This window comes from Pantoea sp. Cy-640 (genome assembly GCF_011752635.1).
GTDB lineage: Bacteria > Pseudomonadota > Gammaproteobacteria > Enterobacterales > Enterobacteriaceae > Pantoea > Pantoea dispersa.
This window is the reverse complement of record NZ_VWXB01000004.1, coordinates 405585-429952: the sequence shown is the minus strand read 5'-3', so window position 1 is coordinate 429952 and position 24368 is coordinate 405585. Positions and strand designations below refer to the sequence as shown.

General features: G+C 59.2%; 23 protein-coding genes. 13 read left to right on the top strand and 10 right to left on the bottom strand.

The genetic code is table 11. The features are described from left to right. Window positions 1-5: 5 nt before the first annotated feature. The 5 genes from pcnB to panD all read left to right on the top strand — a co-directional run bounded on the left by pcnB (window position 6) and on the right by panD (window position 4116). Entirely contained in the window at window positions 6-1421 is a 1416-nt protein-coding gene (gene pcnB, locus F3J36_RS13455) for a polynucleotide adenylyltransferase PcnB (RefSeq protein WP_206099480.1), read from the top strand. Further along, window positions 1418-1903 carry a 2-amino-4-hydroxy-6-hydroxymethyldihydropteridine diphosphokinase gene (gene folK, locus F3J36_RS13450; protein WP_166719865.1) on the top strand — a complete coding sequence of 162 codons (486 nt, stop codon included), beginning with the start codon at window positions 1418-1420 and terminating at the stop codon, window positions 1901-1903. The genes pcnB and folK overlap by 4 nt, the downstream gene beginning before the upstream one ends. An 82-nt stretch (window positions 1904-1985) precedes the next feature. Further along, window positions 1986-2780 carry a 3-methyl-2-oxobutanoate hydroxymethyltransferase gene (gene panB / locus F3J36_RS13445; RefSeq protein ID WP_166719864.1) on the top strand — a complete coding sequence of 265 codons (795 nt, stop codon included), beginning with the start codon at window positions 1986-1988 and terminating at the stop codon, window positions 2778-2780. A gap of 15 nt (window positions 2781-2795) precedes the next feature. Continuing rightward, a complete protein-coding gene (gene panC, locus F3J36_RS13440) occupies window positions 2796-3650 on the top strand; it encodes a pantoate--beta-alanine ligase (RefSeq protein WP_166719863.1) in 855 nt (284 codons plus the stop codon). Window positions 3651-3735: 85 nt separating this feature from the next. Beyond that, on the top strand, window positions 3736-4116 hold the full coding sequence (panD, locus tag F3J36_RS13435; RefSeq protein WP_021507518.1) for an aspartate 1-decarboxylase: 381 nt from the start codon (window positions 3736-3738) through the stop codon (window positions 4114-4116). Between the two features lie 36 nt (window positions 4117-4152). On the opposite strand, the gene F3J36_RS13430 is transcribed toward panD, so the two are convergent. The 4 genes from F3J36_RS13430 to hpt form a co-directional block, all read right to left on the bottom strand. Beyond that, window positions 4153-5160, bottom strand: coding sequence for an acyltransferase (locus tag F3J36_RS13430; protein ID WP_166719862.1), 1008 nt, complete (start codon window positions 5158-5160; stop codon window positions 4153-4155). Window positions 5161-5311: 151 nt separating this feature from the next. Beyond that, window positions 5312-6082, bottom strand: coding sequence for an ABC transporter permease (locus tag F3J36_RS13425; protein ID WP_021507520.1), 771 nt, complete (start codon window positions 6080-6082; stop codon window positions 5312-5314). Beyond that, on the bottom strand, window positions 6079-7005 hold the full coding sequence (locus F3J36_RS13420; RefSeq protein ID WP_166719861.1) for an ABC transporter ATP-binding protein: 927 nt from the start codon (window positions 7003-7005) through the stop codon (window positions 6079-6081). The genes F3J36_RS13425 and F3J36_RS13420 overlap by 4 nt, the downstream gene beginning before the upstream one ends. A gap of 245 nt (window positions 7006-7250) precedes the next feature. Continuing rightward, window positions 7251-7787 carry a hypoxanthine phosphoribosyltransferase gene (gene hpt / locus F3J36_RS13415; RefSeq protein WP_021507522.1) on the bottom strand — a complete coding sequence of 179 codons (537 nt, stop codon included), beginning with the start codon at window positions 7785-7787 and terminating at the stop codon, window positions 7251-7253. Window positions 7788-7941: 154 nt separating this feature from the next. Between hpt and F3J36_RS13410 the strand changes: the two genes are divergently transcribed. Next, window positions 7942-9237: a cystathionine gamma-synthase family protein gene (locus tag F3J36_RS13410; protein ID WP_058759511.1), complete on the top strand. Its 1296-nt coding sequence runs from the start codon at window positions 7942-7944 to the stop codon at window positions 9235-9237. Here F3J36_RS13410 and cueO read toward each other — a convergent pair. Further along, window positions 9224-10837 carry a multicopper oxidase CueO gene (gene cueO, locus F3J36_RS13405; protein ID WP_166719860.1) on the bottom strand — a complete coding sequence of 538 codons (1614 nt, stop codon included), beginning with the start codon at window positions 10835-10837 and terminating at the stop codon, window positions 9224-9226. The genes F3J36_RS13410 and cueO overlap by 14 nt on opposite strands. A gap of 177 nt (window positions 10838-11014) precedes the next feature. Here cueO and F3J36_RS13400 point away from each other — a divergent pair, with 177 nt between their 5' ends. The 3 genes from F3J36_RS13400 to speD all read left to right on the top strand — a co-directional run bounded on the left by F3J36_RS13400 (window position 11015) and on the right by speD (window position 13155). Next, the gene (locus F3J36_RS13400; RefSeq protein WP_021507525.1) at window positions 11015-11362 is read left to right on the top strand and encodes a YacC family pilotin-like protein; all 348 of its coding nucleotides are present in this window, start codon (window positions 11015-11017) and stop codon (window positions 11360-11362) included. A 109-nt stretch (window positions 11363-11471) separates the two neighbouring features. Then, a complete protein-coding gene (speE, locus tag F3J36_RS13395; protein ID WP_166719859.1) occupies window positions 11472-12326 on the top strand; it encodes a polyamine aminopropyltransferase in 855 nt (284 codons plus the stop codon). A gap of 19 nt (window positions 12327-12345) precedes the next feature. Beyond that, a complete protein-coding gene (gene speD / locus F3J36_RS13390) occupies window positions 12346-13155 on the top strand; it encodes an adenosylmethionine decarboxylase (RefSeq protein ID WP_021507527.1) in 810 nt (269 codons plus the stop codon). Window positions 13156-13233: 78 nt separating this feature from the next. Here the strand turns inward: speD and F3J36_RS13385 are convergent, their stop codons facing one another. The 3 genes from F3J36_RS13385 to F3J36_RS13375 are packed head-to-tail and all read right to left on the bottom strand — an operon-like array spanning window position 13234 to window position 16246. Next, window positions 13234-13995: a DeoR/GlpR family DNA-binding transcription regulator gene (locus F3J36_RS13385; RefSeq protein ID WP_022547144.1), complete on the bottom strand. Its 762-nt coding sequence runs from the start codon at window positions 13993-13995 to the stop codon at window positions 13234-13236. Between the two features lie 6 nt (window positions 13996-14001). Next, window positions 14002-14982 carry a D-threonate 4-phosphate dehydrogenase gene (locus tag F3J36_RS13380; protein ID WP_166719858.1) on the bottom strand — a complete coding sequence of 327 codons (981 nt, stop codon included), beginning with the start codon at window positions 14980-14982 and terminating at the stop codon, window positions 14002-14004. Continuing rightward, window positions 14975-16246 (bottom strand): four-carbon acid sugar kinase family protein, encoded by a 1272-nt coding sequence (locus tag F3J36_RS13375; RefSeq protein WP_166719857.1) that lies wholly within the window; start codon window positions 16244-16246, stop codon window positions 14975-14977. The genes F3J36_RS13380 and F3J36_RS13375 overlap by 8 nt, the downstream gene beginning before the upstream one ends. Before the next feature lie 188 nt (window positions 16247-16434). Between F3J36_RS13375 and F3J36_RS13370 the strand changes: the two genes are divergently transcribed. From F3J36_RS13370 to F3J36_RS13355, 4 genes are all read left to right on the top strand, one after another. Continuing rightward, a complete protein-coding gene (locus F3J36_RS13370) occupies window positions 16435-17589 on the top strand; it encodes an iron-containing alcohol dehydrogenase (protein WP_058770605.1) in 1155 nt (384 codons plus the stop codon). A gap of 11 nt (window positions 17590-17600) precedes the next feature. Continuing rightward, window positions 17601-18485: a dihydrodipicolinate synthase family protein gene (locus F3J36_RS13365; protein WP_166719856.1), complete on the top strand. Its 885-nt coding sequence runs from the start codon at window positions 17601-17603 to the stop codon at window positions 18483-18485. A gap of 171 nt (window positions 18486-18656) precedes the next feature. Then, on the top strand, window positions 18657-19610 hold the full coding sequence (locus F3J36_RS13360; protein WP_141496258.1) for a phosphoglycerate dehydrogenase: 954 nt from the start codon (window positions 18657-18659) through the stop codon (window positions 19608-19610). A 41-nt stretch (window positions 19611-19651) separates the two neighbouring features. Next, window positions 19652-20971, top strand: a complete 1320-nt coding sequence (locus tag F3J36_RS13355; protein ID WP_021507533.1) for an MFS transporter — start codon at window positions 19652-19654, stop codon at window positions 20969-20971. Between the two features lie 39 nt (window positions 20972-21010). Here the strand turns inward: F3J36_RS13355 and yacL are convergent, their stop codons facing one another. Both yacL and acnB read right to left on the bottom strand, forming a co-directional pair. Further along, window positions 21011-21373 (bottom strand): protein YacL, encoded by a 363-nt coding sequence (yacL, locus tag F3J36_RS13350; RefSeq protein WP_031279698.1) that lies wholly within the window; start codon window positions 21371-21373, stop codon window positions 21011-21013. A 168-nt stretch (window positions 21374-21541) separates the two neighbouring features. Then, window positions 21542-24139 carry a bifunctional aconitate hydratase 2/2-methylisocitrate dehydratase gene (gene acnB / locus F3J36_RS13345; protein WP_127833685.1) on the bottom strand — a complete coding sequence of 866 codons (2598 nt, stop codon included), beginning with the start codon at window positions 24137-24139 and terminating at the stop codon, window positions 21542-21544. Window positions 24140-24368 lie beyond the last annotated feature (229 nt).

The following is a 24368-nucleotide window of genomic DNA, read 5'->3' as shown; positions in this document are numbered from 1 at the left end:
GTCCCATTTTTACCCGAGTCGCTAATTTTTGCCGGAGAGTCCTCAAGCGTGATGAGGAGGCCCCTGAAGAGGTGGAAACCGTAAGTCTAATGACCGTTATCCCCCGGGAAAGCCACAATATCTCACGCAAAGATATCAGCGAAAACGCTCTCAAAGTGCTGTATCGCCTGAACAAAGCCGGATACGAAGCCTATTTGGTTGGCGGCGGCGTGCGCGATTTGCTGCTGGGTAAAAAGCCGAAGGACTTTGACGTGACCACCAACGCCACGCCGGAGCAGATGCGTAAGCTATTCCGCAACTGCCGCCTGGTCGGGCGTCGCTTCCGTCTGGCGCATGTGATGTTCGGTCCGGAAGTGATTGAAGTCGCCACATTCCGCGGCCACCATCAGGAAGAGAGCGTCGACGATCGCAACGGTTCGCAGCGCGGTCAGAACGGCATGCTGCTGCGCGACAACATTTTTGGCAACATCGAAGATGATGCGCAGCGCCGCGATTTAACCATCAACAGCCTCTATTACAGCGTGGCTGATTTCACCGTGCGCGATTACGTCGGTGGCCTGCAGGATCTGCAGGAAGGCATCATCCGCATGATTGGCGATCCGGAAACGCGCTACCGCGAAGATCCGGTGCGTATGCTGCGCGTGGTGCGCTTCGCCGCCAAGCTGGACATGAGCATTGCGGCGGAAACCGCCGAGCCAATTCCCCGCCTCGCCACGCTGCTGAATGACATTCCGCCGGCGCGCCTGTTTGAGGAGTCGCTGAAGCTGCTGCAGGCCGGTTACGGTTATCGCACCTATCTGATGATGCGCGAATACCAGCTGTTCCAGCCGCTGTTCCCGACGCTGGCGCGCAACTTCACCGAACAGGGCGACAGCCCGATGGAGCGCATGCTGGCGCAGGTGCTGAAAAACACCGATACCCGCCTGCACAACGATATGCGCGTGAATCCGGCGTTCCTGTTTGCAGCGATGTTCTGGTATCCGCAGCTGGAGTCAGCCGAGCAGATTGCGCAGGAGAGCGGCCTGACCTATTTCGATGCCTTTGCGCTGTCCATGAACGAAACGCTGGATGAAGCCTGCCGTGCGCTGGCGATTCCGAAACGTATCACCACGCTGATTCGCGATATCTGGCAGCTGCAGCTGCGCATGTCACGCCGTCACGGTAAGCGCGCATGGAAGCTGATGGAGCATCCTAAATTCCGCGCCGCCTACGACCTGCTGGCGCTGCGTGCGGAAGTCGAGAACAACGCCGAGCTGCTGCGCCTCAGCCAGTGGTGGGGCGAGTTCCAGTCGGCGGTGCCGACACAGCAGAAAACCATGCTCAACACCCTGGGTGACGATCCGGCTCCGCGCCGTAAACCGCGCCGTCCACGCCGTCGTCCTGCTGGCCCGCGCCGCGACAGCAACCACAGCGCGTCATGACGCGGGTCTATCTCGCCTTAGGCAGTAATCTCGCCGAGCCGCTGCATCAGGTTGATGCAGCGCTGGCCGCGCTGGATGCCATTCCCGATACTCACCGCGTAGCCACCTCCGCGTTTTATCGCACGCCACCGTACGGCCCGCCGGATCAGCCGGATTACCTCAACGCTGTGGTGGCGCTGGAGACCACACTGGCCGCGGAAACGCTGCTCGATCACACCCAGCGCATTGAGCTGGAGCATGGCCGGGTGCGCAAAGCCGAACGCTGGGGCCCGCGCACGCTGGACCTCGATATTATGCTGTTCGGCAATGCAGTGATCCACACGCCGCGCCTGACGGTGCCGCACTACGATATGCACAACCGCGCCTTCATGCTGGTGCCGCTGCTGGAGATCGCGCCAGCGCTGCGCCTGCCAAACGGCCAGCCGCTGGCCGGTATTCTGGCGACGCTGGACCGCAGCAGCATTCGCTTGTGGTCCGCCTGACGCGGCAGAATCGCACGCCCGTCGTATCGCCTTTGCAATCAATCCAGTACACTGCGCGCATCAGAAAATGCTGGAGATTGCGATGAAACCCACCACCCTCTCTCACTTACGCCAGCTGAAAGCCAGCGGCCGCAAGTTCGCCACGCTGACCGCCTACGATTTCAGCTTCGCGCGCCTGTTTGCCGACCAGGGCATTCCGCTGCTGCTGATTGGCGATTCGCTCGGCATGACCGTGCAGGGCCATGATTCCACGCTGCCGGTGACAGTCGACGATATTGCTTATCACACCGCCGCCGTACGGCGCGGTGCGCCCAACGCGCTGGTGATGGCCGACCTGCCATTTATGAGTTACGCCACGCCGCAGCAAACCTTTGACAGTGCCGCGCAGCTGATGCGCGCCGGTGCCAACCTGGTAAAACTGGAAGGCGGCGCCTGGCTGGCAGAGACCGTGCACATGCTGACCGAGCGCGCCGTGCCGGTGTGTGGTCATCTGGGATTGACGCCGCAGTCGGTTAATATCTTCGGTGGCTACAAGGTGCAGGGGCGCGATGAAGCAGCAGCCGAGCGCCTGCTGGCGGATGCGCTGGCGCTGGAAGCGGCCGGCATGCAGCTGCTGGTGCTGGAGTGCGTGCCGGTCGCGCTGGCTGAGCGCGTCACAAAAGCGTTGTCGGTACCGGTGATCGGCATCGGTGCCGGTAACGTCACCGACGGCCAGATTCTGGTGATGCACGACGCGTTTGGTATTACCGGCGGCCACATTCCAAAATTTGCCAAAAATTTCCTTGCGGAAACCGGCGACATTCGTGCGGCAATTCGCCAGTATATGGCCGACGTTGAGGCAGGCACCTACCCTGCTGCCGAACACAGTTTCCAGTAAATCAGGAGATTTGCAGTGCTGATCATTGAAACGCTGCCGCTGCTGCGCCGTGAGATTCGACGCTGGCGCCAGGCAGGTAAACGCATCGCGCTGGTGCCCACTATGGGCAACCTGCATGAGGGGCATCTGACGCTGGTGGATGAAGCACGCCAGCGCGCAGATATCGTGGTGGTATCGATCTTCGTTAACCCGATGCAGTTTGATCGCGCCGACGACCTGGCGCGCTATCCGCGCACGCTGCAGGACGATTGTGAAAAACTCAATCGCCACAGCGTCGACCAGGTCTTTGCCCCGGCGCCGGCCGATGTCTATCCGCAGGGTCTCGACAGCCAGACGTTTGTTGAAGTCCCGGGCCTCTCCTCGCTGCTGGAGGGTGCCAGCCGTCCCGGTCATTTCCGCGGCGTGGCCACCATCGTCAGCAAGCTGTTTAATCTGGTACAGCCGGATATCGCCTGTTTTGGCGAGAAGGATTTTCAGCAGCTGGCGATCATCCGCAAGATGGTAGCGGACATGGGCTTTGACATTGACATCGTTGGCGTGCCGACGGTGCGCGCCAAAGACGGTCTCGCGCTCAGCTCACGTAACGGCTATCTTACTGCCGATGAACGCAAGCTGGCGCCGGTGCTCAGCCAGGTGATGAACAGCATGGCGCAGCGCCTCAGCAACGGCGAGCGGCACGTGGATGAGATTATTGAGCACGCCGAACAGACGCTGCGCGATCAGGGCCTGCGCCCGGACGGCCTGGCCATCTGCGATGCCGATACGCTGCAGCCGCTGACGGTCGACAGCCAGCGCGCAGTGATTCTGATGGCCGCCTGGCTCGGCAATGCGCGTTTGATTGATAATCAGCAAGTGGATCTGACGGTTTAACGCCGTCGTTTATGGGCAGCATGTACCCGCTACACACTGCGCGGTGGAAACCGGCCGCACACGGGTATAACAAAGGTATCACGCTATGATTCGTACCGTATTACAAGGCAAACTGCACCGCGTAAAAGTGACGCAGGCGGATTTGCATTATGAAGGCTCCTGCGCCATCGATCAGGATTTTCTTGATGCCTCCGGCATTCTGCAATACGAAGCCATCGACATCTATAACGTCACCAACGGCCAGCGCTTCTCTACCTATGCCATTGCCGCCGAGCGTGGCTCGAAAATCATTTCGGTCAACGGTGCGGCCGCGCGCTGCGCCTGTCAGGGCGATCTGCTGATCATCTGTTCTTATGTGCAGGTGGAAGATGAAGTGGCGCGCAGCTGGCAGCCAAAAGTGGCCTACTTCGACGGCGATAACGAGATGAAACGTATCGCTAAAGCGCTACCGGTGCAGGTGGCCTGATCATCCCGCGCGCTGTACTGACAGCGCGCCTTTTCCTTATACGCCCGCCAGCTGCGGCTGCCCTTTGCGCTTCAGCGTAAACAACCAGTCAAACCACCCTTTTGCCCGCAGTACGCACAGCGCCGTTGGCAACGCCAGCGCGACGCTGAACGCCAGCACAAAATGCAGGTCAGCCAGCCACGCAGAGTGGCCGTCGTGGCGCAGCAATTTACTGCACACCTGAATCGCCAGATAGTGCGACAGATAAAACACAATCGAATGGCGGCCAACGTAGTTAACCGCCCGCAGATTGATACGGCAGGCCAGCGCAACGAACAGCGGGATTGAGGGCAGCGCCAGCGGCAGCAGCCACGGCGAATGCTGACGCAGCCCGCCCCACAGGCTGAACGCCGCGAGCAGCATAAAGGCGATCAGCGACAGCAGCAGCGGCGTACGACGCTGCGCGAACGCGGCAATATCAATATCCTGGCGCACCAGCCAGTCGGCGCTGTAGAAGAAGGCAAACAGCACCAGCGACTTGTTCAGATGCAGGTTGTCGAAACTGGCAAACAGCGAGTCAGGCGGCACCGGCGGCAGCAGCACTGCACCGGTAACGCAAAGTGTCAGCACCAGCGCCGCAGGCAGGCGGCGCGCCGGGATAATCAGCACAAAAAACAGAAACAGCGAGTGCAGAAACCAGGTGATATCGCCGCCGCTCAGATGGCCGAGCGCGATGGCCAGCGGCGACTGTGGGTGATTGGCCATCGCGCTGAAGGTCCACTTCAGCCCGCCGTAGATCAGCGCCCAGACGGCAAACGGATAGAGAATGCTGCTGACTTTGTTTCGCAGATAGCACGCCTGCCCGTGACGTAAACCGCTGGCGACGAACAGTCCGGAGACAAAGCACATCAGCCCCATACGCACCGGCGCCAGCAGCTGATTCACCAGCTCGTTAAAGGCAGTGAAGTGCCCGGCCTGCTGGTTCACTGCAATCATGCAGTGCAAAAAAATCACCGCCAGAATGCTCATACCGCGTAAATTATCAATCCATGATACCCGATTCACTCTTCGCTTCCCCGCTGCTTTTTTGGTCAGCGGCCACTATGGGGAAAGCCACAGACTGAAAGCACAAGACGCGTCTGGAATTGCGAAGAGTGGGTAAAAAAAAGCCGCCGCCGGACGACGCCGGCAGCGGCTTCTTATTCGGAGCTGCGCCTCAGGTGCGCAAGCCACGTCCGCGCTGAATCAGCGCATACACCAGCACGTAAAACACCACGATAAACGCCACCAGCACTGACAGCGTCAACACCAGCGGAACATCATTGATACCAAGGAAGCCATAGCGGAACCCGCTGATCATGTACACCACCGGATTGAGCTTCGACACCGCCTGCCAGAACGGCGGCAGCAGCGCCAGCGAGTAGAATACGCCACCGAGGTAAGTTAACGGCGTCAGCACGAAGGTCGGGATCAGGCTGATATCGTCAAAGGTGCGCGCAAACACCGCATTCAGCAGGCCCGCCAGCGAGAACAGAATCGCTGTCAGCAGCAGCGTGATCGCCACCATCGGCCACGAGAATACATGGAACGGCACGAAAAACAGCGACACCGCCGTCACCAGCACGCCCACGCACACGCCACGCGCTACGCCGCCGCCGACATAACCGGCGATAATGATGTGCGTCGGCACCGGCGCCACCAGCAGCTCTTCAATGTTGCGCTGGAACTTGGCGCTGAAGAATGACGAGGCGACGTTGGCGTAAGCGTTGGTGATCACCGCCATCATAATCAGGCCCGGCACGATAAACTGCATATAGCTGAAGCCGTGCATATCGCCGATGCGTGAGCCGATCAGATTGCCAAAGATAATGAAGTACAGCGTCATGGTGATCACCGGCGGCACCAGCGTCTGAATCCAGATGCGGGCAAAACGGTTGATCTCTTTGCTCCAGATACTCTTGAGCGCCACCCAGTACAGATGCGTCATGCGGTTACTCCTGTTTTTCCCTGCGTCAGGCTGACGAACAGCTCTTCCAGACGATTCGCTTTATTGCGCATGCTGAGCACCTGCACGCCCTGCGCGCTCAGCTGGCTGAATACGCTATTCAGCCCCTGTTCACGCATCACGTCCACTTCCAGCGTTGAGGTATCAACCAGACGATACTGGAAGCCCTCCAGCTGCGGCAGCGGGCTGCGCGGCGCCAGGTCGAGGATAAAGGTTTCTGACTGCAGCTTAGACAGCAGCCCTTTCATTGAGGTGTTCTCCACCAGCTCGCCGCTCTGGATGATGCCGATGTTACGGCACAGCATTTCCGCCTCTTCCAGATAGTGGGTGGTCAGGATGATGGTGGTGCCTTTGGCGTTCAGCTCTTTCAGGAACACCCACATCGAGCGGCGCAGTTCGATATCCACGCCAGCCGTCGGCTCATCAAGAATCAGCAGTTTCGGTTCATGCATTAGCGCCCGGGCAATCATCAGCCGGCGCTTCATCCCGCCGGACAACATGCGCGCCCGTTCGTTACGCTTGCCCCACAGGTCGAGCTGATTAAGGTATTTTTCCGCGCGCTTGTTCGCTTCGGCGCGTTCTACGCCGTAATAACCGGCCTGATTAACCACAATCTGCATCACGGTTTCAAACGGGTTAAAGTTGAATTCCTGTGGCACCAGCCCAAGCTGCCGCTTGGCGTTGACCACATCTTTTTGCAGGTCGTAGCCAAACACGCGCACGCTGCCGCTGGATTTGTTCACCAGCGAGCTGATAATGCCAATGGTGGTGGACTTACCGGCACCGTTAGGGCCCAGTAAGGCATAAAAGTCGCCTGCTTCCACGTTGAGATCGAGGCCTTTCAGCGCCTGTACGCCGCCGGGATAGGTCTTGGTCAGCCCGGAAAGTTCCAGTGCATAAGTCATTGCGAGTCCGTACCCTGTTGTAGTGACATCATAGCCATATGAAATGATAGTGCGCTCGCGTCGAGCGTGCGGGGTTATTCAGCGATAACGGTTGTGAAATCAAAGGAATTGCGCAGAGTGATAACCCACCACACTCTACCACTCTGCGTGCCGCAGGAAAACGCGTGCCGAGCCCGTAAGTCATTGAGTTACGGGCTGCGCATCTTATCGCAGGCGGAGGGAATCAGCCTTGGAAGATTGTGCGGTTATTCGTCCAGCAGCGTAACTTTGCCGATATACGGCAAATGACGGTAGCGCTGTGCGTAGTCGATACCGAAGCCGACCACGAACTCATCCGGAATGGTAAAGCCGACAAACTCGACCGGCACCTCAACTTCACGACGCTCCGGCTTATCCAGCAGCGTGCAGATCGCCAGCGATTTTGGCTCACGCAGCTGCAGAATTTCACGCACTTTGCTCAGGGTGTTGCCGGAGTCGATGATGTCCTCGACGATCAGCACGTCTTTGCCGCGAATGTCTTCATCGAGATCTTTAAGGATTTTCACGTCGCGCGTAGAGGACATGCCGCTGCCGTAGCTGGAGGCGGTCATGAAGTCGACTTCGTGCGCGACATCAATAGCGCGGCACAGGTCAGCCATAAACATGAAGGAGCCGCGCAGCAGGCCGACCAGCACCATTTCGCTGCCGCTGTTGCGGTAGTGTTCGCTGATCTGCTTGCCCAGTTCGGCAATACGGGTTGCGATCTCCTGCTCAGAGATCATCACGTCGACGGTGTGTTTCATTGCATTCGCCTAAGAAGGTTTTCAGAAAGCCGCGCATTCTATCATAGTCGACGCACAGGCTAACGCCGCGCACAGAACGCAAACGTTATCGTGGCGAAATTTATTGCGCTGGCGTTAACTGTAAGCATCCTGCCCTCTCTCTCTGGAGATCCCTATGGCCGCTTCATCAGGTAAAAAAACGCAGATCGGCACGCGTGAACTGCATCCGGAAACGCAGATGCTCAACTACGGTTACGATCCGCGCCTGTCAGAAGGTGCGGTGAAGCCGCCGGTGTTTCTGACGTCAACCTTTGTGTTTAACAGCGCCGAAGAGGGCAAAGAATTTTTCGATTTCGTTGCCGGCCGCCAGCAACCGCCGGCGGGCAAAAGCGGCGGGCTGGTCTATTCCCGCTTCAACCACCCTAACAGCGAGATCGTCGAAGATCGGCTGGCCATTTATGAGGGTGCCGAAAGCGCCGCGCTGTTCTCATCCGGCATGTCGGCGATTGCCACCACGCTGCTGACCTTTGCCCGTCCCGGCGAAGTGATCCTGCACTCGCAGCCGCTGTACGGCGGCACCGAAACGCTGCTGAGCAAAACGCTGCACGATCTGGAGATCAAAGCGGTGGGATTCAGCGACGGCACCGACGAAGATAAAGTGTATGAAGCCGCGAAGCTGGCGTGGCAGCGCGGGCGCGTCGCGATGATTCTGATTGAAACACCGGCCAACCCCACCAACAGTCTGGTGGACATCCAACTGATGCGTCAGGTGGCGGAGGTGATCACCCAGCAGCAGGGCTCCCGGCCGATTCTCGCCTGCGACAACACCCTGCTCGGCCCGCTGTTTCAGCGTCCGCTGCAGCACGGTGCGGATATCTCGCTCTATTCGCTGACCAAATATGTCGGCGGTCATTCCGATTTGATTGCCGGCGCCGCGCTGGGCAGCCGGGCGTTAATTAACAAGGTGCGTTCGCTGCGCAGCGCGATTGGCACCCAGCTCGATCCGCACTCCAGCTGGATGATTGGCCGCTCGCTGGAAACGCTGTCGCTGCGCATGGAGAAAGCCGCCAGCAATGCGGAACAGGTCGCGGCATTTTTACGCGATCACGCGCAGGTGGCGAAACTGCACTGGCTGCCCTATCTCGACGCCAGCAGTCCGGCAGGAGAAACCTGGCAGCGCCAGTGCAGCGGTGCCGGTTCCACCTTCTCCTTTGATATCGAGGGCGGCCAGGCTGCGGCATTCCGCTTTCTCAACGCGCTGGCGCTATTCAAACTGGCGGTGAGCCTCGGCGGCACCGAGTCGCTCGCCAGCCATCCCGCCAGCACCACCCATTCCGGCGTGCCGCAGGAGGTGCGGGAGCGCATCGGCATCACCGACGCGACGGTGCGCCTGTCGATCGGCATCGAACATGCCGATGATTTGATTGAGGATATCCGCCTGGCGCTGGAAGCGGCCGTCAGCTCACCGTAAAGCCCAGCATCATGCCGGTATCTTCATGCTCCAGCAGATGGCAGTGCGCCATATAGGCATTTTCGCTATCGGCGACGTAGTTGAAGCGCACCAGCACTTCACTGCGCCAGCCGTTGACGCTGACCATATCTTTCCAGCCGGCGCGATGCGCCGCAGGCGGCTTGCCGTTCTCGGACAGAATGCGGAACTGCGTGCCGTGAATATGGAACGGATGCAGCATGGCGTCGCCTTCGCCGGAGATGGTCCATTTTTCATATTTGCCCAGCGGCACGGCAAACATGGGCTTTTCCATGTTGAAGGCCTGGCCGTTGATTTTGTTGCCGTTGTGGAAATCATATGCGGCGCTGCTGGCGTGGTTACCCTGATCCATCGCCATATCGCCGTGATCCATGTTGCCATGATCCATCGCGCCATGGTCCATGTTCATGCTGCCGTGATCCATCGGTTTGCCCGCGCCGTGCTGGCTGCCCATCGCTTTGGCACCGTAGCGCTGCTGCAGCGCCTGCATGCCCTGCTGATCCAGCTGCGGATCCATCATCAGCTGCAGCCAGCGGCTCTGCAGCCCTTCCGTTGCCGGCAGCGGCGGCACATCCACCAGCTGGTCTGGCAGCGTACCGCTGGCCATCACGCGCAGCGGCAGAATCTGCACCAGCGGCAGCGGCTGATCGAACGGCGCCAGCGTCATGCCCATCTGCGTGACCGGCAGCGTTACGATATCGAAGGTTTTGCCGTCTGAAGTATCCACCAGCACTTCAAAGCGCTCGCCCGGCAGTAGCGGCAGGCTCTCCACCTTCACCGGTTCAGCCAGCAGGCCACCGTCGCTCGCCACCACGTACAGCGGACGTTTATCGCTGGCGGCGATGTGCAGCGAGCGCGCGTTGCAGCCGTTGAGCAGGCGCAGGCGCAGCCAGCCGCGCGGCACCGCGTGCTGCGGATACGGCACGCCGTTGGTCAGCATTAAATCGCCAAACCAGCCCACGGCGGCGCGCATGATATCCAGCTGATAATCGATACGCGTGCCGTCCTGAGTGAGCTGCTTATCCTGGAAAATCAGCGGCACATCATCTTCGCCCCACTGCATCGGCAGCCGCAGCTTGCCGGACGCCTCATCTTCCAGCAGTACCAGCCCTGCCAGCCCCTGCGCCACCTGATAGCCGGTTTTGCCATGCTGATGCGGATGGAACCAGCAGGTCGCCGCCGGTTGATCGGGGGTAAAACTCACCTGACGCGTAGCGCCAGGCGCAATCAGCGCCTGCGGACCGCCATCCACCGCGCCGGGAATTTCCAGCCCGTGCCAGTGCAGCGTGGTGGCTTCCGGCAGGCGATTGTGAATATTGACGGTGACGCTTTTCTCACGCTGCAGGCGCAGCGCCGGGCCGAGCAGGCTACCGTTGTAACCCCAGGTTGGGACGGATTTGCCGTTCCACTGGCTGTTGCCGGTCATGGCGGTCAGCGTGTACTGGCCGTGTGCATCGGGCTCCAGCAGCGACGGGATGGGCAACAGCGGGCGCGTAGCAGCCATCAGCGAGCGGCTCCAGAAGGGCAGCGCGCCGGCTGCACTGAGGGCGGCGGTCAGCTTGAGAAAATGACGACGTTGCATATTCATATCCTTATCGTGAATAGGGGCACAGCGTAAACCTTTCCCCTGCGGGAGGGTCAAGCGATGAAAGCGCCCGCCGGGATAAAAAGCGCGCCAGTGGCCCATTTAGCCAAATTTAGCGGAATCCCGGCAATAACTGTGCTAACGTCATTAAATTGTCCCTTGTTGAGAACGATTATGACGAAAAGCATCAAGATCCTGCTGCTGGCGGGACTCCTTGGCTTCTCCTCCACCAGTTTTGCCCTGAGCGAATCCGAAGCAGAAGATCTGGCTGACCTCACCGCGGTGTTTGTCTATCTGAAAAATGATTGCGGCTATCAGGATCTGCCCGACGCGCAGATTCGTAAAGCACTGGTGTTTTTTGCCCAGCAAAACCGCTGGGATCTGAGCAATTACAGCGCTTACAACATGAAATCCCTCGGTGAAGAGAGCTACAAAGATTTGAGCGGTATCGCCATCACCAACGACAAAAAGTGTAAGTCGCTGGCGCGCGATTCCCTCAGCCTGCTTGCCTACGTGAAATAATCCTCCGCCCTGCGCTGCTGTTAACGCCCTGACCGTGCAAGCACGGTCATAATTCGTTATGCTTTTTTCTGGCATTATTGCGCGTTAACAGCATAAGGAGCGCTCCGGCATGGCCGACAAAGAGACCTGGCATGAGACGCTGCATAGCGGCTTTGGCCAATATTTCAGCGTAGACAATCTGCTTTACCGCGATAAAACCGCGCATCAGGATCTGGTGATCTTTGAGAACGCCGCGTTTGGCCGCGTGATGGCGCTGGACGGCGTGGTGCAAACCACCGAGCGCGATGAGTTTATCTATCACGAAATGATGACGCACGTGCCGATTCTGGCGCACGGCAATGCCCGGCGCGTATTGATTATCGGCGGCGGTGACGGCGCGATGCTGCGCGAGGTCGCCCGGCATCAGCGCGTTGAGCACATCACCATGGTGGAAATTGATGCCGGCGTGGTGAATTTCTGTCAAACCCATCTGCCTAACCACAGCGCTGGCGCCTATGACGATCCGCGTCTGCAACTGGTAATCGACGATGGCGTTAACTTCGTCAGCCAGACGCAGGAACGGTTTGATGTGATCATCTCCGACTGTACCGATCCAATCGGTCCCGGCGAGAGCCTGTTTACCTCGGCGTTTTATGCCGGCTGCAAACAGGCACTCAATCCCGGTGGCGTGTTTGTCGCGCAGAACGGCGTCTGCTTCCTGCAGCAGGATGAAGCGGTCAACAGCCACCGCAAACTCAGCCACTATTTCGCTGACGTCAGCTTTTACCAGGCGGCGATTCCGACCTACTACGGCGGCATCATGACCTTCGCCTGGGCGAGCGATAATCCGGCGCTGCGCCAGCCGGACCTTGCGACGCTGCAGTCACGTTTTGCCGCGGCCGGACTGCCCTGCCGTTACTACACGCCACAGCTGCACATCGGCAGCTTTGCCCTGCCGCAATACCTTTTAAACGCGCTCAGCTGACCTCAGGAGGTGAACCCAATTGCAAAAGCTAAAACTACATGGCTTCAATAATCTGACCAAAAGCCTGAGTTTTTGTATCTACGACATTTGCTATGCCAATAGCGAAGCCGAACGTGATGGCTATATCGCCTATATTGATGAGCAATATAACGCCAACCGCCTGACGGAAATCCTCACCGAGACCTGCTCAATCATCGGCGCTAACGTGCTGAATATTGCGCGCCAGGATTATGAGCCGCAGGGTGCCAGCGTGACGATTCTGGTCAGTGAAGAGCCGATCAATCCGCAGGATATCGATAATTCCGAGCATCCCGGCCCGCTGCCCAGTTCGGTGGTGGCGCACCTCGACAAGAGTCACATCTGCGTGCACACCTATCCGGAGAGTCACCCGGAAGGCGGTTTATGTACCTTCCGCGCCGACATAGAAGTCTCGACCTGCGGCGTGATTTCGCCCCTGAAGGCGCTGAATTATCTCATCCACCAGCTGGAGTCGGATATCGTGACCGTGGATTACCGCGTGCGCGGCTTCACCCGCGACGTCAATGGCGTGAAGCATTTCATCGACCATGAGATCAATTCCATTCAGAACTTCATGTCCGAGGATATGAAAGCGATGTACGACATGGTGGACGTTAACGTTTATCAGGAAAACATCTTTCATACCAAGATGTTGTTGAAGGAATTTGATCTGAAGTATTACCTGTTCAACACCAAACCTGAAGAGCTGAGCCCGCAGGAGCACAAGCGCATTACCAATCTGCTGTGGAAGGAGATGCGCGAGATTTACTACGGGCGCAATATCCCGGCGACGGGATTGAAGTTGTTATAACTCAGCGCCAGCAGTGGGTGAAGGCTGCGCCGCGGTAGCGCAGCGCACGTCATTCACCCGCTGATGCAGGCGGCACATTTACGCGGTCAGCTGCAGGCCAATGCCGCGCTCGCGCAAATCACGGCATACCGCTTCATCAAGGCGGGAATCGGTCACCACATCGGTCAGGCTATCAATCGGTGCCGCGCAGTACAGCGACCATGAGCCATATTTACTGCTGTCGGCCAGCAGAATGCGCCGGCGCGCGTTGGCCAGCAGATCCATCTTCAGCCCGGCTTTGTCTTCCGTCGGCGTGGTAATACCGCGCTCAATACTCCATGAGTTACAGCTGACAAACGCAATGTCCGGATTGATACTGCGCAGCAGGCGCCGGCCGTGCTCACCAATGCACGACTGGCTGGAGTCGTCGATGCGGCCGCCGATGATGGTGGTCTCAATCTGTTTAAACTCCGACAAAAACAGCGCAATGTGCAGATCGGCGGTGATCACCCGCAGCTGCAAATGGGTCAGCTGTCGTGCCAGTTCCAGCATGGTGGTGCCGGCATCCAGCACCACCGCATCGCCGGACTGTACATAGCTGGCGGCGAACTGCGCGATGGCCTGCTTCTCCGCCAGGTTACGCTGCATCTTCTCCAGCGTGGTCGGCTGCGTCGGGATAAAGCGGTTCAGCGTGACGCCGCCGTGGCTGCGGCTAATCACCCCTTCCTTGTCCAGCTTAATCAGATCGCGGCGAATGGTGGCTGGCGAAGCAGAAATGGCGCTCACCAGCTGTTCAACAGTGACCAGATTATGACTTTTGAGATAGTCCATAATCTGGTCGAGACGGCTTTGTCCCTTCATATTTCCCTATGCAAGCTGCATCGCGAGTTTTATCGAGATCGCCATGCTCGCAGAGTTCGCTTTACCTGTCCAGGCGATATCAAATGCCGTGCCGTGGTCGGCGGAAGTGCGGATAAACGGCAGTCCCGCCGTGATGTTGACGCCATCGTAAAAGCCAAGCAGTTTCAACGGGATATGCCCCTGATCGTGGTACATCGCCACCACCATATCGTACTGGCCCTGCTGGCACTGTAAAAACACCGTATCCGGCGGGCACGGCCCATAGACATCAATGCCCTGCTGCTTCATTGCCTGGATCGCTGGCGTCACCGTAGTGATCTCTTCATCACCAAACAGGCCATTCTCGCCCGCATGCGGATTGACCCCGGCGACGGCGATGCGCGGTTGGTCATAGCCCACGCGGCGCAGGAAGCGGTCAGCCATGCCGATCACCGTCTGAATACGTTCGCCGTTCAGCGTGTCGAGGAACTTACGCAGCGCGATGTGCGTGGTCACGTGGATCACTTTCAGATGGTCGGTATACAGCACCATGGCGTAATTTTTGGTCTGGGTCAGCTGTGCCAGCAGTTCAGTGTGACCGGGATAAAGGTGGCCCGCCGCGTGCAGCGCCTCTTTGTTCAGCGGTGCGGTGGCAATCGCCTGTACGTCGCCCGCCAGCGCCAGTTCGGTGGCGCGCTTCACGCAGCGCCAGGCCAGATCGCCGGCCTGCTTCTGTACCTTGCCCGGCTGCAGCGCGTCAGGATCGGCCAGCGGCTCATCGATGACGTTAATGATGCCCGGTGCGAAATGCGCATCCTGCACGCTGTCCAGCACGCGCAGCTCGGCCTGCGGCGTAATGTTCAGCGCCAGCACCCGACGCAGCGTCGCGGCACAGCCGACCACCACCGCCGGAATGCCCGCCAGCTCCCCTTCTGCCAGCGCTTTAATGATGATTTCCGGGCTGATGCCCGCCGGATCGCCCATGGTCACCGCAATAGTGTTATTCACTCGACTTCTCCTCAATAAAACGAATGGCTTCTGCCAGGGTGTTTTCATCACCAAAGCCACCCGCTTTGGTCATCACCGGCAGGTGTAATTCACTGTTAAGCAGAACCCCGTGCGGTACACAGCCCGCCACCTGGCCCTGAATCTGAAAGCCGCTGGCCCCGAATGCCTGCGCCACTGCGATGGCCACGTCACCGCCGGAAAGAAACAGGCCGGCAGGCTGAATGTGCGCGCAGACGGCGCGCGTCAGCTGCGCCAGAAACTGGCAGATGCGCTCGCCGAGCTGCTGGCGCGTAATCTGCTGCTGCTGACACAGCTGCGCAATCGCGTGGCGCTGGTCAGCCTGTTGCGTAGTGCGCACCACACAGTGCACGCCCTCGCGCAGCGCCTGGACCATCGCCTGCTGCCAGGCCGCCGCCTGCGGCCATGCCGGTGTGGCAAACAGCTGGCAAATATCAATATCAATCAAGCGGATGTCACGCTGGCTGGCGAGCCTGGCGATTTGCTGCTGCGCCATGGCGCTCATCGAACCGACTATCGCCAGCACCGGGCGAGAGGGCCGCGCAGCAAGATGCGCACCCAGCGCATCGCTTAACCCGGACGCGCCGACCAGCAGCGGACGTTCCGGCAGCGTCGCGGCAGCCGCGATAATGGCGTCGATATCCGCCTGCTGTTCCGCGTCCAGTACCAGCAGGCCCTGACTGGTCGCCAGCCGTGCGGCCAGCGTGCCGCTGCGTACCGTGGCAAGATCGATCTGCTCGCCCGGCAGGTCGCATTGCATCTGCAGGCGCGTCAGCACGTTACTGCTGGTCACCGGGGTTTTAGGATCGCTGGCAAATTCGGTGTCAGTCAGGCGCTGTTGATGGATCCACACTTCCCCGCCGCGCGTGATGCGGCCCAGCTTAGGCACCGCCGGCACCACCAGCGCCAGCCGTTTCGCGCTGACCTGCAGCGCGGCCGCCACCTCAGCGCCTGGATTGCCGCGCAGCGTTGAGTCAATCTTCTTAAACAGCCAGCCGTGCTGCGCTATCTGCTGATGCGGTTGCATGGTGGCATGCGTGCGGCTGGCGGCTTCCGCTGCGCTGACCGCACGGCTATCGGTGCTGATTACCAGCACATCCGCAACGCCGGCCTCCGGGGGCGTCAGGTTATTGAACAGCACGTGGACGCGCGCGCCAGCCAGCGCGAAGCCGCTGCCTGCGTCGTTGGCACCGGTAAAATCGTCGGCAATCACCAGAACGGGCGTTTTCCATGGCGATGAAGTCATTCTCTCTCCTGTCACGGCCCCTTGCCGTGCTGCATTTGATTATATTCAATCATGATTGATTATATGTGAGCAAGATCAAATTAATTGAAATCGATATCGCCTATAAATTTAGCCTCAGAAAGGGATACACCCCGCACAGCATTGAGCAAACCTAATCATAATGTGCAAAACCGTTATAAGGGCATGACATGAATATCAACAGCACCGTGATCAGTGGCTATCAGGCTCTGAACGATCTCAGCTATTTACTGCAGGATAAGCAGAAGGCGTTGCTGGTCACGGATAAAAACATTCTGGGTATTCCGGCGGTGCAGGCGCTTATCGCCCGGCTGCAGCAGCAGATCGCCAGCCTGAGCCTGGTTGATACGGTGCCGCCCGAGCCGAGCCAGCATGATGTGGCGGCGATTGTTGCGGCGCTGCCGCACGGCGACGTCGATCTGGTGATCGGCATTGGCGGCGGCAGCGTGCTGGATGTGGCGAAGCTGCTGTCCGTGTTGTGCGTAGCCGATGCGCCAACCCTGACGGCGCTGCTGGCCGGTGAGAAGCCGCACACGCGTACCGCTTCTTTACTGATCCCGACCACGGCCGGCACCGGCTCGGAAGCCACGCCCAACGCCATCCTTGCCATTCCAGAGAAAGAGACCAAAGTCGGTATTATTTCGCCGGTGATGCTGCCGGACTACGTAGCGCTGATTCCGGAACTGACCACCAGCATGCCGGCGCACATCGCCTCGTCGACCGGGATTGATGCGCTGTGCCACCTGATTGAGTGCTTCACCGCCACCGTGGCCAATCCGGTGAGTGATAACTATGCGCTGATCGGCATGAAAAAGCTGTTCGCCAGCCTCGAAAAGACCCTTGCCGAGCCGGACAACCTGGAAGCACGGCTGAATATGTTGTGGGCGTCCTACTACGGTGGAGCGGCGATCGCCCATGCCGGGACGCACCTGGTGCACGCCATGTCGTATCCGCTAGGCGGCAAGTACCATCTGCCGCACGGCGTGGCCAACGCCATTCTGCTGGCGCCGTGCATGCAGTTTGTGCGTCCGGCGGCGGTGAGCAAGTTCGCGCAGGCCTACGATCTGCTGCCGGATGCCGATAGCGCACTGGATGAAGAGGCCAAATCGCACGCGCTGGTGGCCTATTTCGCCGCGCTGGTGCAGCGCCTTAAACTGCCGGCCAGCCTGGAAGCACTGGGCATCGGGCCGGATCATCTGCCGTATCTGGTCGAAGCCGCGCTGGACGTGCAGCGCCTGATGAAGAATGTACCGATGAAAGTCAGCGCCGACGATGTGCGCAACGTCTACCTGACGCTGTTTCCGGCGTTAAATCACTCAGCATGAGCGGGGAAATCATGAGCAACACCATTCAGGGCGTACTGACCGCCATCGTCACCACTTTTGATCGCGACGGAGCCTACAATCCTGCCGCGCAGCGTGAACAGATTCAGCGTCAGCTGAGCGCCGGCAACGGTATTTTCTGCGGCGGCACCAACGGGGAGTTTTTCGTGCTGAACGAGCAGGAGAAGCTGGCGGTGACCGAGACCTGCGTCGACGAAGTAAACGGCAGCGCACCGGTGGTGGCGCACATTGGCGAGATCTCGACGCGTGACACTATACGGCTGGGCAGGCAGGTGGCAAAGCTGGGCGTGGATGCCGTCTCGGTGATCACCCCTTACTTTGTGCCGCTCAAACAGGAAGAGCTGATTGATCACTACCGTGCCGTGGCCGACGCTATCGACGTCCCGCTGTTTCTCTACAACATTCCGGCGCGCACCGGTAATACGCTGCTGCCGGAAACCGTGCGCACGCTGGCAGCGCATCCCAACATCATTGGCATCAAAGACAGCGCCGGCAGCTACGAAAGCCTGAGCGGCTTTCTGCAGGCAGCGGCAGGTATTGCGCATTTCAACGTGCTGAACGGGCCGGATTCACTGATTCATCAGGGCTTCGTCGATGGCTGTTCCGCCTGTATTTCCGGGCTGGCTAACGTGGCGCCGAAAGAGATTAACGCCATCTGGGCGCGCTTCCATGCCGGTGACATCGCCGGATCGCGCGCCGCTCAGGAGAACGTCACCGGCCTGCGTACCGATCTCTACAGCATTGGTTTTTCCCCGGCGGCGGTGAAAAAAGCCGTGGCGCTGCTCGGCTATGAGGTCGGCGACAGCCGCTATGCGGTGCGCTTCTCTGCCGCAGAGGAGCAGAAAATCCGCCAGATCGTGAATCAGTATTTGCAGTAAAGCCAGTAAATTCAAAGCACTTACCGCACGTAGCTGTGGTAGCGGCGCGATTCATCGCGCAACATAGGCGCCGCTTCCCCCTGCCGCCATCAGGGTTAGGGTTAATCTGACGGTGGCGGGTCGGATTCAGGCAGCGATGGCTGCTGTTATTAACACCGGGACGCATTTGCTATGAAAGTCATCTGTACTTCACCTTCGTTCGCCCGCTACGACGCCGCGCCGATCGACACACTGCGCCGGCAGGGCTTTGAGCTGATTACGCTGCCCGCCGACGCGCCGCTCAGCGCGCTGGCGCCGCATCTCGCCGACACCGTCGCCCTGATCGTGGCCTTTACCGAGGTCAACGATGCGCTGCTGTCGCTGGCACCGCAGCTGAAAATTGTCTGCAAGCACGGCGTGGGCGTCGATAACATCGACCTCGACGCAACCCGTGCGCGCGGTATTTACGTGACGAACGTGCCGGACGCGAACAAACACGCGGTTGCCGATTTCGCCTTTGCGCTGATTCTCAATAGCGCGCGCCAGATCACCACCGCCGCAATAGAGACCCGCGCCGGCCACTGGCCGCGCATTTTTGCCACCGACGTCTACGGCAAAACGCTCGGCATCATCGGCCTGGGCAATATCGGTAAGCAGGTGGCACTGCGCGCTAAAGGCTTCAATATGCGCATCCTCGCCTTCGATTTTTATCCCGATGACGCCTTCGCCGCCGAACACGGCGTGACGTTTGTCAGCCTCGATCAGCTGACGGAGCACAGCGACTTCATCACCTTACATATGCCGCTCACCGACCAGACGCAAAACCTGTTCGACGCCGCGCGCCTGAAGCGCATGAAGAAGAGCGCGTTTCTCATCAACGCGTCACGCGGTGGCGTAGTGAATGAGCAGGATCTCTACCAGGCATTGCAGGATAACGTGATTGCTGGTGCGGCTGCGGATGTCTTTGTGCAGGAGCCGCTGGCGCAGCATCCGCTGTTCACCCTGAGCAACTTTATCCCCACGGCGCACCTTGCCGGTTATACCGACGGTGCTATCAGCGCCATCGGCGAACGCTGCGTGACGCAGATTGTGCAGTGTATCAAACAGGGCGAACGCCCGATGAATGTCATGAACGGGCTGGCCTGACGCCGCCCTCCTCTGTCACCCTTTTCGCGTGGATAATGATTATGACCAACACCGCACGCTCAACACGCATCAGATGGTGGATCGCCGGCCTGATGTGGCTGGCCATTGCCATTAACTATATTGATCGTACCGTACTCTCTGCCGCCGCACCGCACCTGATCACCGAGCTCGACATCAATCCGGAAATGATGGGCTTTATCATGGCGGCGTTTTTCTGGTCCTATGCGCTGTTGCAGATCCCGGCAGGCTGGTTTGCCGACCGCTTCGGCCAGAAAAAAGGCCTCGGTATCGCTGTCGGCTGGTGGTCGATTGCCACCATGGCGATGGGGCTCGCCACCGGCTTTAAATCGCTGCTGGCGCTGCGTCTGGCGCTCGGCGTGGGTGAAGCAGCGGCTTATCCCAGCAACGCCGGTATTACCGCGCGCTGGTTCCCGGATCGCGAGCGCGCCACCGTCTCCGGCCTGTTCGACAGCGCATCAAAATTTGGCGGGGCCGTCGCCATGCCGCTGATCGTCTTTATGATCGCGCTGTTTGACTGGCGTCTGACCTTTCTGGCGATTGGTGCCGTCGGGCTGATTTGGGTCATCGCCTGGTACTTCATTTATGCCGAGAACCCGGAAGACCACAAAGCGATCAGCGCCGATGAAGTGCGCCTGATCCGCGATGGCCAGGCGCAGAAGCACGGCGATAAGAACGTGCGGCCGATGAAGTGGTACAAGCTGCTGCGCTACCGCAACATCTGGGCGATGTGTATTGGCTTCTTCACCATCAATTATACTTCCTACTTCTTTATCACCTGGCTGCCAACCTACCTGGTGAAAGACAAAGGAATGGATTTCCTGAAAATGGGCATGGTGGCGGCGCTGCCGCTGATCTGCGGCATGGTGATTGAGGTGCTGGCGGGCTGGGCGTCGGACCGTATGGTGCACAAAAAAGTGCTGTCGCTGACCGCCACGCGCAAGCTGTTTCTGACGATTGGCCTGCTGATGGCGCTGTGCATCGGGTTCGCGCCGTTCACCGACTCCGTGTTCATGACGGTACTGCTGCTATGTATTGCTAAGTCCGGCACCACCGTCGCGGCCTCTCAGGTGTGGGCGCTGCCGGGCGATGTTGCGCCCACCAACAGCGTGTCAATTGTTGCCGGGTTGCAGAATACCGTCTCCAATATGGGCGGCGCGGTCGGGCCAATCATTACCGGCGCTATCGTCGGTGCCACCGGCCACTTTACCTGGGCGCTGGTGTTCTCGGCGGTGCTGGTGGTGATCGGAATCCTTAACTACCTGTTCCTGCTCGGTAAGGTCGAACCGATTGTGGATGAGGAACCTTTATCCCACGCCCGTTCCGCCATTAACGGCGTGTAACCAGCGCAACGGCAGTGGCGCCCCGGCTGCGGGCGCCCGTTAGCGGCCGGCCATAAACCGGCGATAAGCAGCAATCACCGCGAGAAAATCCTCCACGCCGCAGAACGACAGGCTCTCTTCATCGTAATAAGTCATGCCCTCTTCCAGGCCGTCATCCTCTAACGCCAGCTGATTGGCGCGGATCATCACCTCTTCCTCATCCAGCCACAGCGTATATTCGTGCCCGACGCGCTGCCACTGCTGCTGCGTGCCTTTGACTGCACGAACCGCGGCTTCGACTTCATCCAGCAGCGCAAAGTTCTCTTTCACCTCTTCATTGAACCAGTGCCCCACCGCTTCGTGGTCCATCGACATGCGCACCCGGACCTGACCGGTCACGTCACGCAGAAATTCATATTCCATGTTGGCCTCATACCAGTGGCGCGCCAGACGGCACGCTTTCGTGCATTTTGTGCGCAGCGCGCGCAAGAAAGTGGGATCGCGCTCGCATTATGCCTGGAGACGGCGAGGGAAAAAAGCGCATAAAAAAAGGGACGATGCGCTCGTCCCTTTTTCACTGGCAGGCGTATTTTACACCGCGGTCTGGAAAATCACTCCGTCCGCTTTTTCGGTGTACTGGCCCAGCTGATCGAAGTTCAGGTAGCGGTAGGTGTCGGCAGCGGTTTTATCCACCTGCACCATAAACTGCTGATACTCGTCCGGCGTAGGCAGTTTACCCAGCAGGGAAGCGACCGCAGCCAGCTCGGCTGACGCCAGGAACACGTTGGCACCGGTACCCAGACGGTTCGGGAAGTTACGGGTCGAGGTGGAAACCACCGTCGCGCCGTCTTTCACGCGCGCCTGGTTACCCATGCACAGTGAACAGCCCGGAATCTCGATACGCGCACCGCTCTTACCAAAGACGCTGTAGTAGCCCTCTTCCGTCAGCTGCGCGGCATCCATCTTGGTTGGCGGCGCCACCCACAGGCGGGTCGGCAGCTGGCCTTTGTGCGCGTCCAGCAGTTTACCTGCCGCACGGAAGTGACCGATGTTGGTCATGCACGAACCGATGAACACTTCGTCGATCTTCTCGCCCTGCACGTCAGACAGCCAGCGCGCGTCGTCCGGATCGTTCGGCGCACACAGGATTGGCTCTTTGATTTCCGCCAGATCGATTTCGATCACCGCTGCGTATTCCGCATCGGCATCGGCTTCCAGCAGTTGCGGATCGGCCAGCCATTTTTCCATGCCCTGAATACGGCGCTCCAGCGTACGACGGTCGCCATAGCCTTCGGAGATCATCCACTTCAGCAGTACGATGTTGGAGTTCAGATACTCGATGATCGGCTCTTTATCCAGCTTGATGGTACAACCCGCCGCAGAACGCTCGGCCGAGGCATCGGTCAGCTCAAACGCCTGCTCAACTTTCAGCTTCGGCAGACCTTCGATTTCCAGCACGCGACCGGAGAAGATGTTTTTCTTGCCTTTCTTCTCAACGGTCAGCAGGCCCTGCTTGATGGCGTACAGCGGAATCGCATGCACCAGATCGCGCAGCGTGATGCCCGGCTGCATTTCGCCTTTAAAGCGCACCAGCACTGACTCCGGCATATCCAGAGGCATTACGCCCGTCGCCGCGGCAAACGCCACCAGACCAGAACCGGCCGGGAACGAGATGCCAATCGGGAAGCGGGTGTGTGAGTCACCGCCGGTGCCGACGGTATCCGGCAGCAGCATACGGTTCAGCCAGCTGTGAATCACGCCATCGCCCGGACGCAGCGAAACACCGCCACGGTTCATGATGAAGTCCGGCAGCGTGTGGTGTGTGGTGACATCGACCGGCTTCGGATAAGCGGCGGTGTGACAGAACGACTGCATCACCAGATCGGAGGAGAAGCCCAGACACGCCAGATCTTTCAGTTCATCACGGGTCATCGGACCGGTGGTGTCCTGAGAGCCGACCGAGGTCATTTTCGGTTCACAGTAGGCGCCAGGACGAATCCCTGCCACGCCGCAGGCGCGGCCCACCATTTTCTGCGCCAGCGAGTAACCCCGGCTGCTTTCAGCCACATCTTTGGCTTTGGTGAACACATCGCTGTGCGGCAGACCCAGCGACTCACGCGCTTTGGTGGTCAGGCCGCGACCGATAATCAGCGGAATACGGCCACCGGCGCGCACTTCATCCAGCAGCACGTCAGTTTTCAGCGCAAAGGTCGCCAGCAGTTCATTGGTCTCGTGATTGCGTACTTCACCCTTGTAAGGGTAAACGTCAATCACATCGCCCATGTTCAGGCGCTCAACGTCGAGTTCGATTGGCAGCGCGCCGGCATCTTCCATGGTGTTGAAGAAGATCGGCGCGATTTTACCGCCGAGGCACAGACCGCCGCCTTTTTTGTTCGGCACATACGGAATGTCGTCACCCATGAACCACAGCACTGAGTTGGTCGCGGACTTACGTGAAGAACCGGTACCAACCACGTCACCGACGTAGGTCAGCGGGAAGCCTTTCTGCTGCAGAGCTTCAATCTGTTTGATCGGGCCAACGTTGCCAGCATCGTCGGGTTCGATGCCGTCACGTGGGTTTTTGAGCATCGCCAGCGCGTGCAGTGGAATATCCGGGCGTGACCATGCATCCGGCGCCGGAGAGAGGTCGTCGGTGTTGGTTTCGCCGGTCACTTTGAACACGGTGGTGGTGATTTTTTCTGCCAGCTTAGGACGCTTAAGGAACCATTCCGCATCAGCCCAGGACTGGAGGATTTTCTTCGCGTGGGGATTACCCGCTTTGGCTTTCTCTTCGACGTCGTAGAAGTTATCGAACATCAGCAGCGTGTGGGACAGTGCTTCAGCGGCAATCGGTGCCAGAGCTTCATCGTCAAGCGCCTCGATCAGCGCATGGATGTTGTAGCCGCCCTGCATGGTGCCCAGCAGTTCGACTGCTTTTTCACGAGTGACCAGAGGAGAGTGGGCTTCGCCCTTTGCGATAGCTGCCAGGAATCCGGCTTTTACATACGCCGCTTCATCAACACCCGGCGGGACACGGTTGACCAGCAGGTCAGTCAGGAATTCTTCTTCACCCGCTGGCGGGTTTTTCAGCAGTTCAACCAGCGCGGCCATCTGGGAAGCATCTAACGGCTTAGGTACGATTCCCTGGGCAGCACGCTCGGCAACGTGCTTACGGTATTCTTCTAGCACGACGTTCTCCTCGCTCTCATTGTATAGCTTTCCGGTGCACCTGTTGATGCTGTCAAACAGTAGGGTGAGGTGCCCGGTTCTGCGTCGGCCAGCATAGCAGGATTTCGGCTGATTGTTAATCCGTTTACAAAAAAGCAACATCCGCGCGTTATTTAGCAGATTTGTCTGCGCTTTGCGCCAGGAGAGACGCCAGAATGGCCGTGACAGCGGCTGTTCGCGCCTGTGCCGA